The sequence below is a fragment of the Aminithiophilus ramosus genome (assembly GCF_018069705.1).
GTDB lineage: Bacteria > Synergistota > Synergistia > Synergistales > Aminithiophilaceae > Aminithiophilus > Aminithiophilus ramosus.
Window position 1 is genome coordinate 1,566,377 of sequence record NZ_CP072943.1, and the last position, 14,924, is coordinate 1,581,300.

The 14,924-nt window shown below is 59.7% G+C and carries 10 protein-coding genes and 1 tRNA gene; 6 read left to right on the plus strand and 5 right to left on the minus strand.

The genetic code is table 11. The annotated features are described in order from the left end of the window. Positions 1-232: 232 nt before the first annotated feature. From KAR29_RS07165 to KAR29_RS07185, 5 genes are all read left to right on the plus strand, one after another. A protein-coding gene (locus tag KAR29_RS07165) for an IS3 family transposase (RefSeq protein WP_274372332.1) occupies positions 233-1,364 on the plus strand; the annotation gives its coding sequence in 2 pieces (ribosomal slippage) (positions 233-501 and positions 500-1,364; 1,134 coding nt in all). Positions 1,365-1,453: 89 nt separating this feature from the next. After that, positions 1,454-3,520 carry an ABC transporter substrate-binding protein gene (locus KAR29_RS07170; RefSeq protein ID WP_274372333.1) on the plus strand — a complete coding sequence of 689 codons (2,067 nt, stop codon included), beginning with the start codon at positions 1,454-1,456 and terminating at the stop codon, positions 3,518-3,520. Further along, positions 3,510-4,694 (plus strand): STAS domain-containing protein, encoded by a 1,185-nt coding sequence (locus KAR29_RS07175; protein ID WP_274372334.1) that lies wholly within the window; start codon positions 3,510-3,512, stop codon positions 4,692-4,694. The genes KAR29_RS07170 and KAR29_RS07175 overlap by 11 nt, the downstream gene beginning before the upstream one ends. Next, positions 4,691-5,623, plus strand: coding sequence for an ABC transporter permease (locus tag KAR29_RS07180; RefSeq protein ID WP_274372335.1), 933 nt, complete (start codon positions 4,691-4,693; stop codon positions 5,621-5,623). Before KAR29_RS07175 ends, KAR29_RS07180 begins: the two co-directional genes overlap by 4 nt. Next, on the plus strand, positions 5,616-6,428 hold the full coding sequence (locus KAR29_RS07185) for an ABC transporter ATP-binding protein (RefSeq protein WP_274372336.1): 813 nt from the start codon (positions 5,616-5,618) through the stop codon (positions 6,426-6,428). The genes KAR29_RS07180 and KAR29_RS07185 overlap by 8 nt, the downstream gene beginning before the upstream one ends. 87 nt (positions 6,429-6,515) lie before the next feature. On the opposite strand, the gene KAR29_RS07190 is transcribed toward KAR29_RS07185, so the two are convergent. Further along, positions 6,516-6,590 (minus strand) — tRNA-Ala (locus KAR29_RS07190). 175 nt (positions 6,591-6,765) lie between these two features. Between KAR29_RS07190 and KAR29_RS07195 the strand changes: the two genes are divergently transcribed. Further along, complete coding sequence (locus KAR29_RS07195) at positions 6,766-8,394, plus strand: NFACT family protein (protein ID WP_274372337.1); 1,629 nt, start codon at positions 6,766-6,768, stop codon at positions 8,392-8,394. Here the strand turns inward: KAR29_RS07195 and KAR29_RS07200 are convergent. The 4 genes from KAR29_RS07200 to KAR29_RS07215 all read right to left on the minus strand — a co-directional run bounded on the left by KAR29_RS07200 (position 8,345) and on the right by KAR29_RS07215 (position 14,825). Continuing rightward, positions 8,345-9,325: an RluA family pseudouridine synthase gene (locus tag KAR29_RS07200; RefSeq protein ID WP_274372338.1), complete on the minus strand. Its 981-nt coding sequence runs from the start codon at positions 9,323-9,325 to the stop codon at positions 8,345-8,347. The two genes, KAR29_RS07195 and KAR29_RS07200, sit on opposite strands and share 50 nt — an antisense overlap. A gap of 65 nt (positions 9,326-9,390) precedes the next feature. Beyond that, positions 9,391-12,171, minus strand: a complete 2,781-nt coding sequence (gene ileS, locus KAR29_RS07205; protein ID WP_274374939.1) for an isoleucine--tRNA ligase — start codon at positions 12,169-12,171, stop codon at positions 9,391-9,393. Between the two features lie 139 nt (positions 12,172-12,310). Further along, positions 12,311-14,293 carry a TRAP transporter permease gene (locus tag KAR29_RS07210; protein ID WP_407649465.1) on the minus strand — a complete coding sequence of 661 codons (1,983 nt, stop codon included), beginning with the start codon at positions 14,291-14,293 and terminating at the stop codon, positions 12,311-12,313. A gap of 40 nt (positions 14,294-14,333) precedes the next feature. Further along, positions 14,334-14,825 (minus strand): DUF1850 domain-containing protein, encoded by a 492-nt coding sequence (locus tag KAR29_RS07215; RefSeq protein ID WP_311135575.1) that lies wholly within the window; start codon positions 14,823-14,825, stop codon positions 14,334-14,336. Between the last annotated feature and the right edge of the window lie 99 nt (positions 14,826-14,924).

Consider the following 14,924-nt stretch of genomic DNA (forward strand, 5'->3'; position numbering starts at 1 on the left):
GCAAATTGAGAAAGGTATCTTCATAATTGCAGACCGGATCAGCGAGTGGCCTCCTTTGAGAAGCTTGTTTGTGTGTGTTTAAAAACAACAGGTTTCTCACCTGAATCTGTCCGTTTGGAACAGCGAGGGAGCGAGTCTCAGTGATTATAGTGGACCCCGAAAACTGGACCACGAGCTAAGTTGCAGTTGAAGTCGGGCTGTATCATAGGGTCCCAGAAAGAGAGGGGACATCATGGCAGCCAAGCGACAGAGGCGTTCAGCGGAGTTCAAAAGCAAAGTAGCCTTCGCTGCCCTGAAAGGGGATAAGACCCTGGCTCAATTGTCGGGTGAGTTCGAGGTTTCCGCCGTCCAGATCGGTCAGTGGAAGAAGCAGCTTCTGCAAGGGGGTCCGGAGATCTTTCAACGCAAAGGCACTCCGATGGATGTCGAGACGTCGATGGCCCCCCTCTACCAGGAGATCGGTCGGCTCAAGATGGAGCTCGACTGGCTCAAAAAAAAATCAGGCGCTGACGCTTGAGGGAAAGCGGACCTCCATCGATCCCGAGCACCCTTCGATCAGTGTTCGTCGGCAATGTGACCTCCTTGATCTTAACCGGTCCAGCTTCTACTACGCGAGCTCTTCCGCGACGGAGACGGCGGAGAACCTTGAAATCATGGAGCTCATCGACGGCCGGTACACCTGCGCCCCCTCTTACGGGAGCCGCCGGATGACGGCCTGGCTGCGTCGACAGGGACAGGACGTGAACCGCAAACGGATCGGACGGCTGATGAGGCTTATGGGGCTCGAAGGGATTGGCCCCAAACCGGGAACCAGCAAGCCTCACCCCGAACATGAGATTTATCCCTACCTGCTCCGGAACGCCGTCATCGTCAGACCGAATCAGGTCTGGAGCACCGATGTCACCTACCTCCCGATGAGTGGCGGTTTCATGTACCTCGCGGCCGTCATCGATTGGCACAGCCGCTTCGTCCTCTCCTGGGAACTTTCCAACACCCTGGACGCAGAGTTCTGCGTCGTCGCCCTCGACAGGGCCCTTCGGCAGGGAACGCCGGAGATCTTCAACACCGACCAGGGCTGTCAGTTCACCAGTAAGGCCTTTCTGTCTCTGCTCAAGGAAAAGGAGATCCGGATCAGCATGGACGGTCGTGGCAGGGCCCTCGACAACATCTTCGTGGAACGCTTCTGGCGGACCCTCAAGTATGAGTGGCTCTACTTGAACGACTACGAGCGGGTCCGCGATCTCCGCTGCGGCCTGCGGGAGTATATGGACTTCTACAACGACGAAAGGCTTCACTCCTCACTGAACTACAGGACACCGCGGGAGGTTCACTTTGCCGACCGGGAGGGACCGATGGCGGTCTGACTTTAACTAACTTCGGGCCTCAAATGGTCTTGACAATGGGGTCCACCATAGATGAGGGGGAGAGGCTCCAGTCCGTTAGGAGGGGTAAAGTGTTTAAGGCTATGAAACAGCTCCTGCTTGGAATCGTTCTCATCCTTGGGGCCAGTGCCCTCCTGCTTGTCTCCGATTACAGGGGGAGAGCATGGAATCGTTCGGCACGAGACGGGGAGCCCGCAGCGGCGCTGCAGGGGAAAGTTAGGGCCGGCGAAATCCTTCACCTGGCCGTGCTCAAGTGGGCGACATCGGTTACCAACGATGAGACGCATGAGGGGCTGATGGCAGGGCTGTCGGAACGGGGATTCGACGCGAAACGGGGTATCGTTTTTCATCCCTTCTCTGCAGAGGGTGATATGCCGACGGCCCTGAGCGTGGCTCAGAATGCCTGTGGAGGCGAATATGACCTGGTTCTCTCCATCAGCACACCGATGCTGCAAGTGACGGCCAGGGCCAACGAGGCAGGGAAAGTTCCTCACGTTTTCGGAGCCGTGACCGATCCGTACGCCGCCGGCGTGGGCATCAGCGACAGCGATCACAGAGAGCATCCCGCATGGCTCGCCGGAGTGGGGACGTTCCAACCTGTCCGCGAGGCGATCGAGTTGATAGCCAGGCTTCGCCCCGAGGTCAAGCGTCTCGGGACGGTCATGAATCCCTCGGAGGCATGCTCGCAGGCCTGTTTCACTCTGGCTAAAGAGACGTGCGAAAAGAGGGGAATCATGCTTTCCCGCGTGACGGTCGACAATTCTTCGGCCGTCTATGAGGCTGCCTCTGCCCTGGCTTCGCAGGGAATAGAGGCCTTCATCATCGGAGGCGACAACACGGTCGAATCGGCCTTTGATTCGGTGATCCGGGCCGCGAACGGGGCGGGGATTCCCGTGATCGGCTATGCCTCCCCCTATGCGGAGAAGGGGGCATTGATAGGCCTGGGGGCCGATTATTTCGAGGTGGGACGTATCCAGGGACATCTGACGGCAGACATCCTGGAGGGTTTATCTCCTGCCGATATCCCCGTTGAGAATGTCATGCCCCTGAAATGCTCCCTGAACAAAAACGTGCTGGCCAACCTGAGGGAAACCTGGATCATCCCCTCCGACGTGGAGGCCGAGGCCGCAGAGGTCATTGGCGGACAGGCGACACAAGCAGTCTCTTCCCGTCGCTCGGGAACCTTTCTTCCCGTCACTTCGGCGCGGCGATGGAAACTGCATTTTCTCAACTACGTCGATTCGACGCCCACGGAGGACACCCTGCGCGGATTCCGCGAGGTTCTGCAGGATGCGGGATGGGTCGAGGGAAAGGATTACAGCCTCTCCGTTACCAACGCCCAGGGAGACATGCCCACCCTTTCGACGATGATCGACAATGCCTTGAGCCAGAATTCCGATCTTTTGTTGCTGACGTCAACACCGACGCTTCAGGCCGCCGTACAGAAAGTGCGTCAGGTGCCGGTCATTTTCGGCGTCGTGGCGAATCCCGTCATTGCCGGGGCGGGACGGAGCGATGCCGATCATCTCCCTAACGTGACGGGAATCTCTTCGGCATCGGCCTACGGTGAAGGCGTTGCGGCTCTGCTTGCCTGCCTGCCCGATGCGAAGCGCGTCGGAACCCTTGTCAATCCGTCGGAGTCCAACTGCGTCTATAACCTGGAGCGGTTGACGGAGGAGCTCGCCGCTCGGGGCATCTCCTGCCTTTCCGTTCCGGTCTCCACGCCGATGGAAATGTCCGACGCCATACGGAGCCTCCTGTCCATGGGAGTCGATGCCGTGCTGCAAGTGGCGGGGAATCTCTTCTTTTCCTCTTTCGCCCCCATTTCCAAGGCCTGCCTCGAGGCGCGAGTCCCCCTTTTCGGTTTCGACTCGGCCACGGCGACCGAGGGCGGTGCCGTTCTGGCCGTGGCACGTGACTACAGGGCCGGCGGAGAAGACATGGGCCGTCTTGCCCTGAGGATACTCCAGGGGGAGAAGCCCGCAGATCTTCCCTTCGCTCCGATAAGTAAAACGATCGTTACGATCAACGAGGCCAACGCCCGGCGGTACAACCTGACCATCCCTCTGTCCCTGCGGCAGGGGGCCCAGATCGTTTCAGACGAAGGACGAGAGGAGAGGACCGACAGTGCACATTGAACGCAAAGAGGGGAAAAACGTTCTGCTCCTGGTACTCCAAGGCCGCTTGGATGCGGGGCACTGCCGGACACTGGAGGATGAATTGGAGGAGGATCTGCGCCGAGGGGCCTATCACATCACGCTCGACATGGGCGAGGTGCTTTTTCTGAGCTCAGCCGGCATCAGGACTCTTCTGCATTACAGAAAGACGCTCCTCGCGCTCGGAGGGGAGCTCTCCATCTGTCAGTCGTCGGAATTCGTCAGGGAGATTCTGGCCATGGTCGGCATGGAGACCCTGTTCTGTGATCCCGCGAAGGTTTCGTCTGTCCCTTCCAGCGAGACTCTCAAGCGCTACGATCTCGCTTCATCGAGAGGGTTTCAGATCGAACTTGCGACAACGGAAAAAGCCTGTCCCTTCGGGGCCGGTTCATGGGGGCTGGGGGTAGGATCTTTCGAACGTTCCTCCTCCGCTCACGGCGAGATCCTCGCCATGGAGGGGTTCGCTCTCATGTTGCCTCCCGGCGACGGTCAGGTGCCCGATTTCATGGCACGATCGGGGGATTTCGTCCCCTCCGTGCACTTCTCGTCGGGGCTCGTCATGCGAGGTGAGCCCTCGTGCTGCCTGAGGTTTTCCGAGCCTCTGCCGGGACTTCGCCTGTCGCACCTGGCGCGAAGTGCGTTGGAAGCGACAGGAGGAAACGCCGTCGCAATGGCTCTCGTGGGGGAGACGTCCGGCCTTGTGGGCGCAAGCCTGAACCGCCTGCCGGGAGAGGCGGGCAGTCCTGTCGCGAAGACGGCCGCCGAAGAGGACTTTTTCTCCCTTCCTGGCCTGCGTGACCATCTGGCTTTCTGGCCAGAAAAACGCTACGATCGCCACCTGGCCGTCGTGGCGGGCGTGGCGATCCTGGGCGATCCGGGCCAACTGGCACCCCAGGTGCGCTCCCTGGGTGACGACGACAATCTCAGAGGGCATTTCCACGGTGCCGTCTTTCCCTTCAAAGCCATTCCTCAGGGCCCAGTGGAGCTTCCCTCGTTGCTGTCAAAGCTTTTCGATGCTCTTGACCCCATCGGGCTGCTCCATCTGCTTCATGACAGAAGACCCATTTCCGGGGCCGGGGAGAGTACGTTCTTGAGCGGCGCCCTCTGGGCCGGATCCCTGAAGACGGAGAAACCGTCCGAAGGAGGAAACGCATGAGCCTTCTCATCGGGGCCCTCACGATGGGTTCCATCCTGGCATTGATGGCTCTCGGAGTCTTCCTCACCTTCCGCATCTTCGGTTTCGCCGACTTGGCCACAGACAGCATCCTCACGCTGGGTGCGGCGACGGCAGCGGTCCTCATGGTCCGCGGCGCATCACCCGTGGTTGCAATGTCTGCGGCCACGGTTTCCGGCATGTTGGCTGGGGGCGTCACCGGCTTGCTGCACACCCGGCTGCACATCAACAACCTTCTGTCGGGGATTCTCGTCATGACCGGTCTTTATTCCGTCAACTTGAGGATCATGGGAGGAAGTAATGTCTCCCTTTCCCGGGCGACGACCGTCGTCGACGTGGCCGGAACGGCGGCCCGGAAACTGACGGGGCTGGAGACGATGTCCCTTTCGATATGGGAGGTGCCCATCGGCGACCTGGCCATGCTCGCAGGGGCACTTTTGGTCGCCTGTCTTTTCGGTATCCTGCTTCGCCTCTTTTTTCTGACCGATTTCGGCATTGCCCTGCGGGCCTCGGGTGACAATGGACAATCGGCTTTGGCACAGGGCGTGAGCGCTCCCAACATGCTCCTTTTCAGCCTCATGCTCGCCGGAGGCTTCTCCGCCCTTACCGGTTCCCTTTTGGCCCAGTATCAGGGCTTCGCCGACGTTCAGATGGGCGTGGGCACCCTCGTCCTGGGGCTGGCAAGCGTCATCATGGGCCAGGCCCTGGTCCGAAGCCGTTCTCTCGGCGTCGCTTTGGCCGGGACGATCATGGGCTCCGTCCTGTTTCGGTTGCTCGTATCCATTGCCCTTCGATGGGGACTCAACCCGAACGACCTCAAGATTATCACGGCTCTTTTCGTCCTCGTCACGTTGATTTTGCCCAACATGGTCCTTTATCTGAAGAAGGGGGGGGCGAGGCGCCATGCTTGATGTCCAGGGAGTCGTCAAGACCTTCCATGCCGATACGGAGAATGAAGTCCGGGCACTTCAGGGTCTGAGTCTGCGGGTGAAAGAAGGTTCGTTTGTGGTGGTCATCGGCACCAACGGCTCGGGAAAATCGACGTTGCAGAACGCCCTCTCGGGAAGCGTCCTCGTCGACGAAGGCCAAATTTTTCTGGCGGGACAGGAGATTACCCGATGGTCCGAACACCGTCGTGCAGCGCTCATCGGGCGTGTCTTCCAGAATCCCTTCAGCGGCACGGCCCCGAATATGTCCGTGGGAGAGAATCTGGCCCTGGCCAAACGGAGAGGTCTGCGCCGCACGTTACGCATGAACGCCTCCCTTCGTTCACGAGACGAACTGGCCGACCGCGTACGCTGTCTGGGCATGGGACTCGAAAACCGACTGGACAACGAGATCGGCTCCCTCTCCGGAGGCCAGAGACAGGCCCTGACGCTGCTCATGGCCACGTTACGCCGCCCCATGCTCCTCCTGCTCGACGAGCACACGGCGGCCCTCGATCCCCGTGCGGCCGAAATGGTTATAGGCGTCACCGATAGCCTCGTGCGGGAGGGCAAGCTCACGACCCTGATGGTGACACACTCCATGCAACAGGCCGTGAATCTCGGCGACCGCCTCATCATGATGCACAGGGGACGGATCGTCGCCGATATTTCGGGCGCAGAAAAAAAGCGCCTCCGCCCGGGCGACCTGCTCGACCGATTCGACGCCATCAAACGTCGGGAGCAGATCGATTCGTCCGTGGCGGAGATGCTTCGCGAGGCCTATGTCTGAATCTGCCGTCGCCTGTCACTGTCAAACCATCGTGAAGAAAAAAGGCCGCCGAGGGGCCTAAAACGCCCTCGGCGGTCAAAGGATCAATGGTGGAGCTGGGGGGACTCGAACCCCCGACCTATTCCTTGCGAAGGAATCGCGCTCCCTCTGCGCTACAGCCCCGTCGTGTCGCCATCTTTGCACTTCTCTTCCCGAGAGCTTGGCCGTAGAGCCGCCACTCTCCCGAGCACATCACTTGAAACGACGACCATTCTAGACAGGCCTCGGAGCCTTGTCAAGCACGCCCTCTCATCGGTCAGGAAAGAGGGCCCGAACGTTTCCCGAGAGGTTGATGTTCATGAGCCACGGACCGGAGCTGGTCCTCAGTTGGACCAAAGAGCTGAACTCACAGGAAAATCGCCACAGGATCCAGAAAGTGGAAGGAGGGGACAGCTGGGTTGCGCTGGGATGCGGGAAAGGACATCCTTGGCTTTTTCTTTCCTGGGATTTCGACTGCTACGGCTGTTGCCTGGCCAGAGGAAGTGAGATCGCACCTCTCGTGCATCTGGCCATGACGACGCCTCCCATCGTCGCCAGCCTGAAGCGTCACCTGGTGACCTCCGAGCTGATCGATGCCACGCAGATCAACAGAGATCGCGTTCTCGATTTGCGCTTCCGCCGACGGATAGGAGGTGAGGCGTCGAATATCTACCGTCTCATCCTTGAGTCGGCCGATCGCTTCAGCAATCTCATTCTCGCCGACGGCGACGGGAAAATCATCGAGATCAGCCATCACGTCCACCCGGAGGCCAACCGTTACCGAACGCTTCTGCCCGGTCTCCCCTACACCCCTCCCCCTCCCTTTTCCGGTATCGATCTGGAAAAGGTGGAGGACGCGAACCTGTTGCCCTCGGCCAGGGGGCTGGGACGCCCTCTTCTCCGGAAGCTCTCCCTTCTTATTGAGAAGGAGGCGGTGAACACGGGAGAACTTCTCCCCATGCTGGCCTCTCTTTACGGATCAGACCGGTTCATCTGCCAGAGGACAGGTTCCTATCTGACGGCCCTCTCCGAGGCACTGCCCGAAATGACAGCTGTGCCGGGGACGCCCCTCGAGGCCTCGCGCCTCATCGTCGTTGATGCCCTGACGGAAAAGAAAGGCCGAAAAATCGTCAAGCTCCTCGAGAAAGTGCTCCTCGAGGAGCGATGGCGGACGACGCAGCGCCTTCAGGGCTTTCAGGAAAGACTTCGCAGGAAAGAGACCGCGTCGGAGGAGAGGCTCCGAGGCGAGGCCCTCTACGCCTTTGCTCATCTCGTCGCGCCCAGAACCGCGGAGGCGGATCTCCCCCACCCGGAGGGACGTGACGAAAGGATTCACGTCCTCCTGGACCCCGATAGAACGGCTATCGAAAACGGCCAGGCCTACTTCAGACGCTACCGAAAGGCCCTGGACCATTCCGTCGGCGTCGAGGCGGAGATCGAGAGGTTGACGACGACCTTCAACGAAACGGAGGAGCAGCTGGCCATCCTGGAGCGGGCCGATCTGGCCGCCCTTCTTCTTCTCCGAGAGGAGCTGGCACCCCGAACGTCGTCAAAAAAGAGGAAAAAGGCGGTTCCCTCTCACCTCTCTTTCGACATCGACGATTGCCGTCTTTTGGTCGGTCTTACGGCCAAGGGCAATCGGTACGTCACCTTCGAACAGGCTTCGGGCAACGACATTTGGTTTCATGCCCGCAATATCCCCGGAGCTCACGTCATACTCAAGTGCCCCGCCGAGGAAATTCCCGACAAAGCCTTTGTCGCCGCCTCCTCTCTGGCGGCCCACTACTGCCGAGCCTCTCAGGATGAGACCGTTACCGTCGACTACACGGAGCGCAAACATGTCCGCCACATCTCCGGAAGCGGTCCGGCCAACGTAACCTATCGCGACTTTTCCTCGATCAAGGTGTCGCCCCGTCTCTGGCGGCAAGTGCTTGAAGATAGCGAGTGAGTTCGGTCGGAAGAGGCGCTCGGAACGCCAGAAGTTGTCCCGTCAGAGGATGAAGGAAGGAAAGTTTCCAGGAGTGGAGAAAAACGCGATCGAGAGGGAGCGGGTCCCGGCGGCCTCCGCCGTAGAGAGTATCTCCCACGAGAGGACAGCCGATGTGGCGCAGGTGGACGCGGATCTGATGGGTTCTTCCCGTGTGAATTTTGCAGGTCAACAGGGAACAGGACTTTCTGGCCCAGAGTCGGTTGAAGGTGGTCGACGCTTCCCGGCCATCGGACGTGACGGCCATCCTGAGCCGATTTCTCTCATCCCTGCCGATGGGGGCCTCAATATACCCTTCCACCGGAGCGGTGCCTTTGACGAGGGCCAGGTAACGCTTATCGACCTCTCTGTTCCGGAAAGCGTCGATGAGTCCGGCCTGGGCCCGGACGTTGCGCGTCACGACCATCAAACCCGAAGTGGTTCTGTCCAGCCTGTGGACGATGCCGGGACGGACGACGCCGTTGGAGACTCCAATATCGGGATAGCGCCAGAGAAGTCCGTGGACGAGGGTCCCCCGCCAGTGGCCCGGAGCGGGGTGGACGACAAGGCCGGCTGGCTTGTCGATGACGAGGATATCGCCGTCCTCATAGAGGACATCGAAATCGACGGCCTCCGGCTCGATTTCCAGGGCCTGTGGAGGAGGAACGATGATTTCGTAACGCTCCCCCTCTCTCGTCCGGTAACCGGCCTTGGCCTTGCCGCCGGTCCCAAGGGGACGGACCTGCCCCATCTCGATCAGTTTTTTTGCGAAACTGCGCGTCACCCCCAGCGATACGGAAAGGAAGAGATCAAGACGCTCCCCTGTCGTGTCGTCGCCTACACAAAGGACCTCGGCGAGAGCCGAGGCCTCGTCGGGGACGCTGTCGTCGTCACAAAAGCGGTTGTTTCCCATGGCGGAACCTCCAAAACGGGCCGGACGGAGGCCCTTATCTGAAGGCGCTCCGTCCGGTTTCTCCTTTACGAGAGGCCGGCCTCTCTCAGCACGGCAGCGCAGCGAGGACAGGGCTGTTCTGGACCGGCATGGATGTCGAATTTCCAGCAGCGAGGACATTTGGCTCCCTGAGCCGGCGATACGGCTACGTTCAGGCCTGTCTCCTCATCGACGAGGATATCACCTGCCAGCGTGTCGGACCAACGGAACTGGGAGACGATCGCTACCGTCGCCCACTCTTCCTCCGTGAGCAGATCCGGAATTTCCGGGGCGAGGGTGCCGCTCGAGACGGAGAGACAGGCCTCCAGCGACTGGCCTATTTTACCCGTCGAGCGGAATTTTTCCAAAGCCCGCGAAAAGGCCCCCCTGAGGCCCAGAATTTTCTCCCACTTCGCCTCAAGCTCCAACGACCGTTCTTCGGATCCCTCCGGCCAGAGGGCGAGGAAGACGCTTTCTGGAAGTGTCCTGTCGACACGCTTCATCTCCTGCCAGATCTCTTCGGCCGTAAAGCTCAGGACAGGCGCCAAGATACGTACAAGGGCGGAAAGAATCTTCCACATGGCGGTCTGACCGCTGCGCCGCGCCGGGGAAAGGGCTCCCTCCGCGTAGAGCCGATCCTTGCTCACATCGAGGTAAAAGGCACTCAGCTCGTTGACGCAAAACTGGTGAACGGCGAAGGTGGGCACATGGAACTCATACTCGTCATAACCATGCGTCGCCTTTTCGATCACGGCCTGGAGCTTCGACAGAATCCAGCGATCCATCTCCTCCATCTCGTCGAGAGGCAGGCTATCGCAGGCCGGGTCGAAGTCGTAGAGATTGCCCAGAAGATAGCGGGCCGTGTTGCGGATGCGGCGGTAGGACTCGGTGAGATTGCGGATGATCGTCTCCGAGATGCGGATATCGTTGCGGTAGTCCGTCGAGGCCACCCAGAGGCGCAGGATGTCGGCCCCATATTTGTCGACAACTTCACGGGGAGCGACGACGTTGCCGATGGACTTGGACATTTTCTTTCCTTCTCCGTCGACGATGAAACCGTGAGTCAGGACGGCCTTGTAAGGAGCCTTGCCGCGGGTGGCGACAGACGTCAGCAGGGAGGTCTGAAACCAGCCCCGATGTTGGTCGCTTCCCTCCAGGTAGAGGTCAGCGGGCCAGTGCAGTTCGGGCCGAGTCTCCAAGACGGCCAGGTGGCTGACGCCGGAGTCGAACCAGACATCCATGATGTCCCGCTCCTTGCGCAGCTCCGTGCCGCCGCAGTGAGGACAGGAGGCCAAATCGCCCAGAAGCTCCTGTGGCGAGGCCGTCCACCAGATGTCGGCTCCCCCTGTGGCGACAGCGGCCTGAACGCGCCGAATGCGGTCCGAGGTCAGGATGAGCTCGCCGCACTTCTCGCAATAAAAGGCGGGAATGGGGACGCCCCAGGTCCGCTGACGGCTGATGCACCAGTCCGACCGATCGCGAACCATGTTGGCGATTCGGTCATGTCCCCACTCGGGCACCCACTGGACCTCGTTATCGATGATGGATAGAGTCTGTTCCCTGAAAGCGTCGACGGATACAAACCACTGCTCAGTGGCCCTGAAGATGACAGGTTTTTTGCATCGCCAGCAGTGGGGGTAGGAGTGGAGGATCTTCGCCGACCCGAGAAGGCGACCGTTGGCCATCAACGTCGCGAGGATTTTCTGTTCTCCCTCTTTCAGGGAGAGGCCCCCCACAAGAGCGGTTTCGGACAGGAAGTAACCTTTGTCATCGACGGGGTTATAGATATCGATATTGTAACGAATTCCCGTTTCGAAGTCCTCGACGCCGTGGCCCGGAGCGGTATGCACGCATCCCGTACCCGAATCGAGAGTGACGTAATCGGCCAGGACAAGGGGGATCGAACGCTCTTCGTAAAAAGGATGACGCGCTACGAGGCCCTCCAGATCTCGTCCAGGACAGACATGGAGAGGTTCACCGAGATTTTCCTTTGTCACTTCGGCGACCTGGGAGGCGAGATCACAGGCCATAAGACAGATTTTCTCCCCCATGCGGTAGAACCCGTAACGGTAATCTGCATGGAGGGCAACGGCCATACTGGCAGGCAATGTCCAGGGCGTTGTCGTCCAGATGAGGACATGGACGCCTTCGGCCAGTTTCGGCGACAGAGAGGCTGTTCCGGCAAGGGGGTAGGCGACGTAGATGGAGGGGGAACTCTCGTCTTCGTACTCGATTTCAGCAGCGGCCAGGGCGGTCTGACAGTCGATGCACCAGAAGACAGGCTTGTGGCCCTTGTAAACCAGTCCCCTTTCGACCATATCGGCAAAAGCGCCGATCTGAGCCGCCTCATAAGAGGCTTCGTAGGTCACGTAAGGACGGAACCAGTCGCCAAGGACACCGAGACGCATAAACTCGCTGCGCTGGACGTCGAGGTATTTTTCGGCATAGGCCTGACAGCGCCGTCGCAGCTCGACAGGACCGAGGTCATCCTGATTGAGATTTTCATCTTTGAGGACGCGCAATTCGATGGGCAGGCCGTGGGTATCCCAGCCGGGAACATAAGGAGCGCGGTATCCTTTCATCCATCGGTATTTGGGGATGAAGTCTTTGAGGACTTTGTTGAAGGCCGTTCCGATATGGATGTTGCTGTTGGCGTAGGGAGGACCGTCGTGGAGGACGAAGGTTCCTTTCTCGGCGGGCCGTTCCATCAGTTTGCCATAGATATCGGAGCGGTTCCAGTATTCCAGCATGGCCGGTTCCCTCTTGGCCAAGTTGGCCCTCATGGGGAACTCCGTCTTGGGAAGGTTCAGGGTCTCTTTATACTCCATCACGAGTCTGCCTCCTTTAACAGCCTTGGCGGGTACAGCGCCGCCCCCGATCGTGCGACCGGGGGCGGCGCAGGACAGAGCCAATTATAGTACAGCTTCGGCCATCATGCAGCCGGGGAGAGGGTTTCCCCCGTTGGACCTACCGGGCCCTTTCCCTCTTAGCTCGAGCCACCTGCAGGACATGGATCAACACCATGATCGAGGCACCCGTGACGTCCGTTAACGTGCCGGGAATGAGCAGCCCCAGAGCTCCGACGAGGGCCAGACCTCGCAGATAAAGAGGCAATTTGACTTTATAGTGGCCGATCGTGGACATTCCCAGGAGGAAAACACCCAGACAGGCCGTTAGAACGGCCATGGAGAAGGCGACCGGCGTCGCGTCGACGAGGACAAGCATGGGATTGAAGACGTAGATGTAGGGAACGATGAAACCGGCCAGGGCCAGCTTGACGGCCGTCATGCCCGTCTTCATGGGATCGTCTCCGGCGATGCCCGCCCCGGCGTAGGCCGCCAGAGCGACGGGAGGACTGAGGTCGGCGGCGATGCCGAAATAGAGGACGAACATATAGGCCGCCATGGGCGGCACGCCGAGCTCGAAGAGCGCCGGAGCGGCCATGGTGCTGGTGACGATGAAGTTGGCCGTCGTCGGCAATCCCGCTCCGAGGAGAATGCAGGTGACCATCGTCAGAAGAAGTGTGGGCAACAGCATTCCGTGAGCGATGGCTACGATGGCGCTGGCGATGCGGAGCCCCAGCCCCGTCAACGTCGCCGTGCCGACGATGATGCCGACGGTGGCACAGGCGCAGGCCACCCCGAGGGCCCCTTTCGCCCCGCTCTCGAGGGCGATGAGCATCTTTTTGGGCGTCAGCATCGTCTGTCTGTTGACGTAGGAGACGACGACGGTGATCAATATGCCGTTAAAGGCCGCCTTGAGAGGCGTGTACCCTGCCACGAGGAAATAGATGATCCCGAAAAGAGGCAGGAGAAGGTGGCCCCTCGCCTTCATCAGAGGTCCCATCTTGGGAAGCTGATTTCGGGGAAGCCCTTTCAGGCCCAGACGGGTCGCCTCGAGGTGAACCTGAACGAGAACGGCGAAGTAGTAGAGCAGAGCCGGAACGATGGCCGCCGCGGCAACCTGGAGATAGGGGACCCCCATAAACTGAGCCATGATGAACGCCGCTGCGCCCATGACAGGAGGCATGATCTGGCCGCCCGTGGAGGCGACGGCCTCGACGGCGCCGGCGAAGTAGGGTTTGTATCCCACGCTTTTCATGAGCGGAATGGTGAACATGCCCGTCGTGCAGACGTTGGCCACGGAGGAACCGGAGATGGATCCCATGAGGCCGGAGCTGAGGACGGCGACCTTGGCCGGTCCCCCCGTAGCGCCGCCGGCGAGGGCCATGGCGAGGTCGATGATGAAGCGCCCCATCCCCGTCTGTTCCAGGACGGAGCCGAAAAGGATGAACATGAAGACGAACGTCGAGGAGACTTCGATAGGAATGCCGAAGACGCCTTCAGTTCCGAGGTACATGTGGTTAACGATCCGCAGAACACTGAAACCTCGATGTTGGAAGAGAGAGGGAAAGGAGCGGCCGAAATAGCAGTAAAGGAGGAAGCAGATGGCGATGACAGGCAGGACGGGACTGGAAACGCGCCGCGTCGCCTCGAGAAGGAGTCCGACGGTGACGAATCCCATGATGACATCGACCTGTGTCGGCAGACCGGAGCGCAAGAGCAGCGTCTGAAAATGGATGATGAGGTAAAAACAGCCGTAAGCGGCGGCCGCGCCGAGAACGAAATCATACCAGGGCGTCTTGTTCCTGGAGGATTTGTTCGACATGGGGTAGAGAACGAAGACGAGGAAAAGAACGACGCCGAGATGGAAAGCCCTCTGCTTGATGGCCAGAAGGAGACCGAAACCAGCCGTGTAGAAGTGGAACAGCGAGAGCGCCACGGCGACGGCCGTCACCAGCAGCCCCTGCCATCCTACGAGATCGCGATAGCGCGCCTCCGTGTCGAACTGCCGACGCAAATCGTCCAGGTCAATTGCCGCCTCTTCCAAGACGGGACCGTTTACCTTGTCTTTGTCCTGATCCGCCAAGCGAACCCCTCCCTTTTTCATCAATTTGTCTCAAACACCTCAGGCAAGAGCCCGCAGGCGCTTAAAGTCTTCCAATCAGCTGATCGGCGAAGGAGCTTTCCGTCACGCGGATCTCAAGCCGTTGCCCCGGAAATTGTTTAAACAGCTCCCACCGGCCCGATCCGACAAGGTCCAATTCGTTGCGCCCCCGCTCCCCGTCGCCGACGCGGAGGAAGAGGACGTTGAAAGACTGCCTTCCTCCCCGAAAACGGAACCAATCTTTTCCGGCAAGGAATTTCCCCGTCTTTGATGCCTCGAGAGGCAATCCGGCGTTGTGGGAGCGGACACGTTCTTCCCACTGCCAGAAGGTCCCATCCGAAACGGAATACTCGTCCTCGACGGGTGTCAATTCGACGGAGTGAATATAGCGAAGGACGAAGGGTTGTCCGACGGGAGCTATTTGCCGCAGGAAAGTACCCCCAGAAGGAGCGATTTCCAGAACGGAGACAGGGGCGCAAAAGAGGTAAAGGAAGGACAGAAGGGCCACGACGAGCCACAACGACAAGGATCTCACGGTCGGACCACTCCCCTCTCCTTGCTCTGTCTTCAATAATACCAAATGGAGGCGCGATATACTGATGTATCAATGTGGAATTCCCGGCGAAACACATAA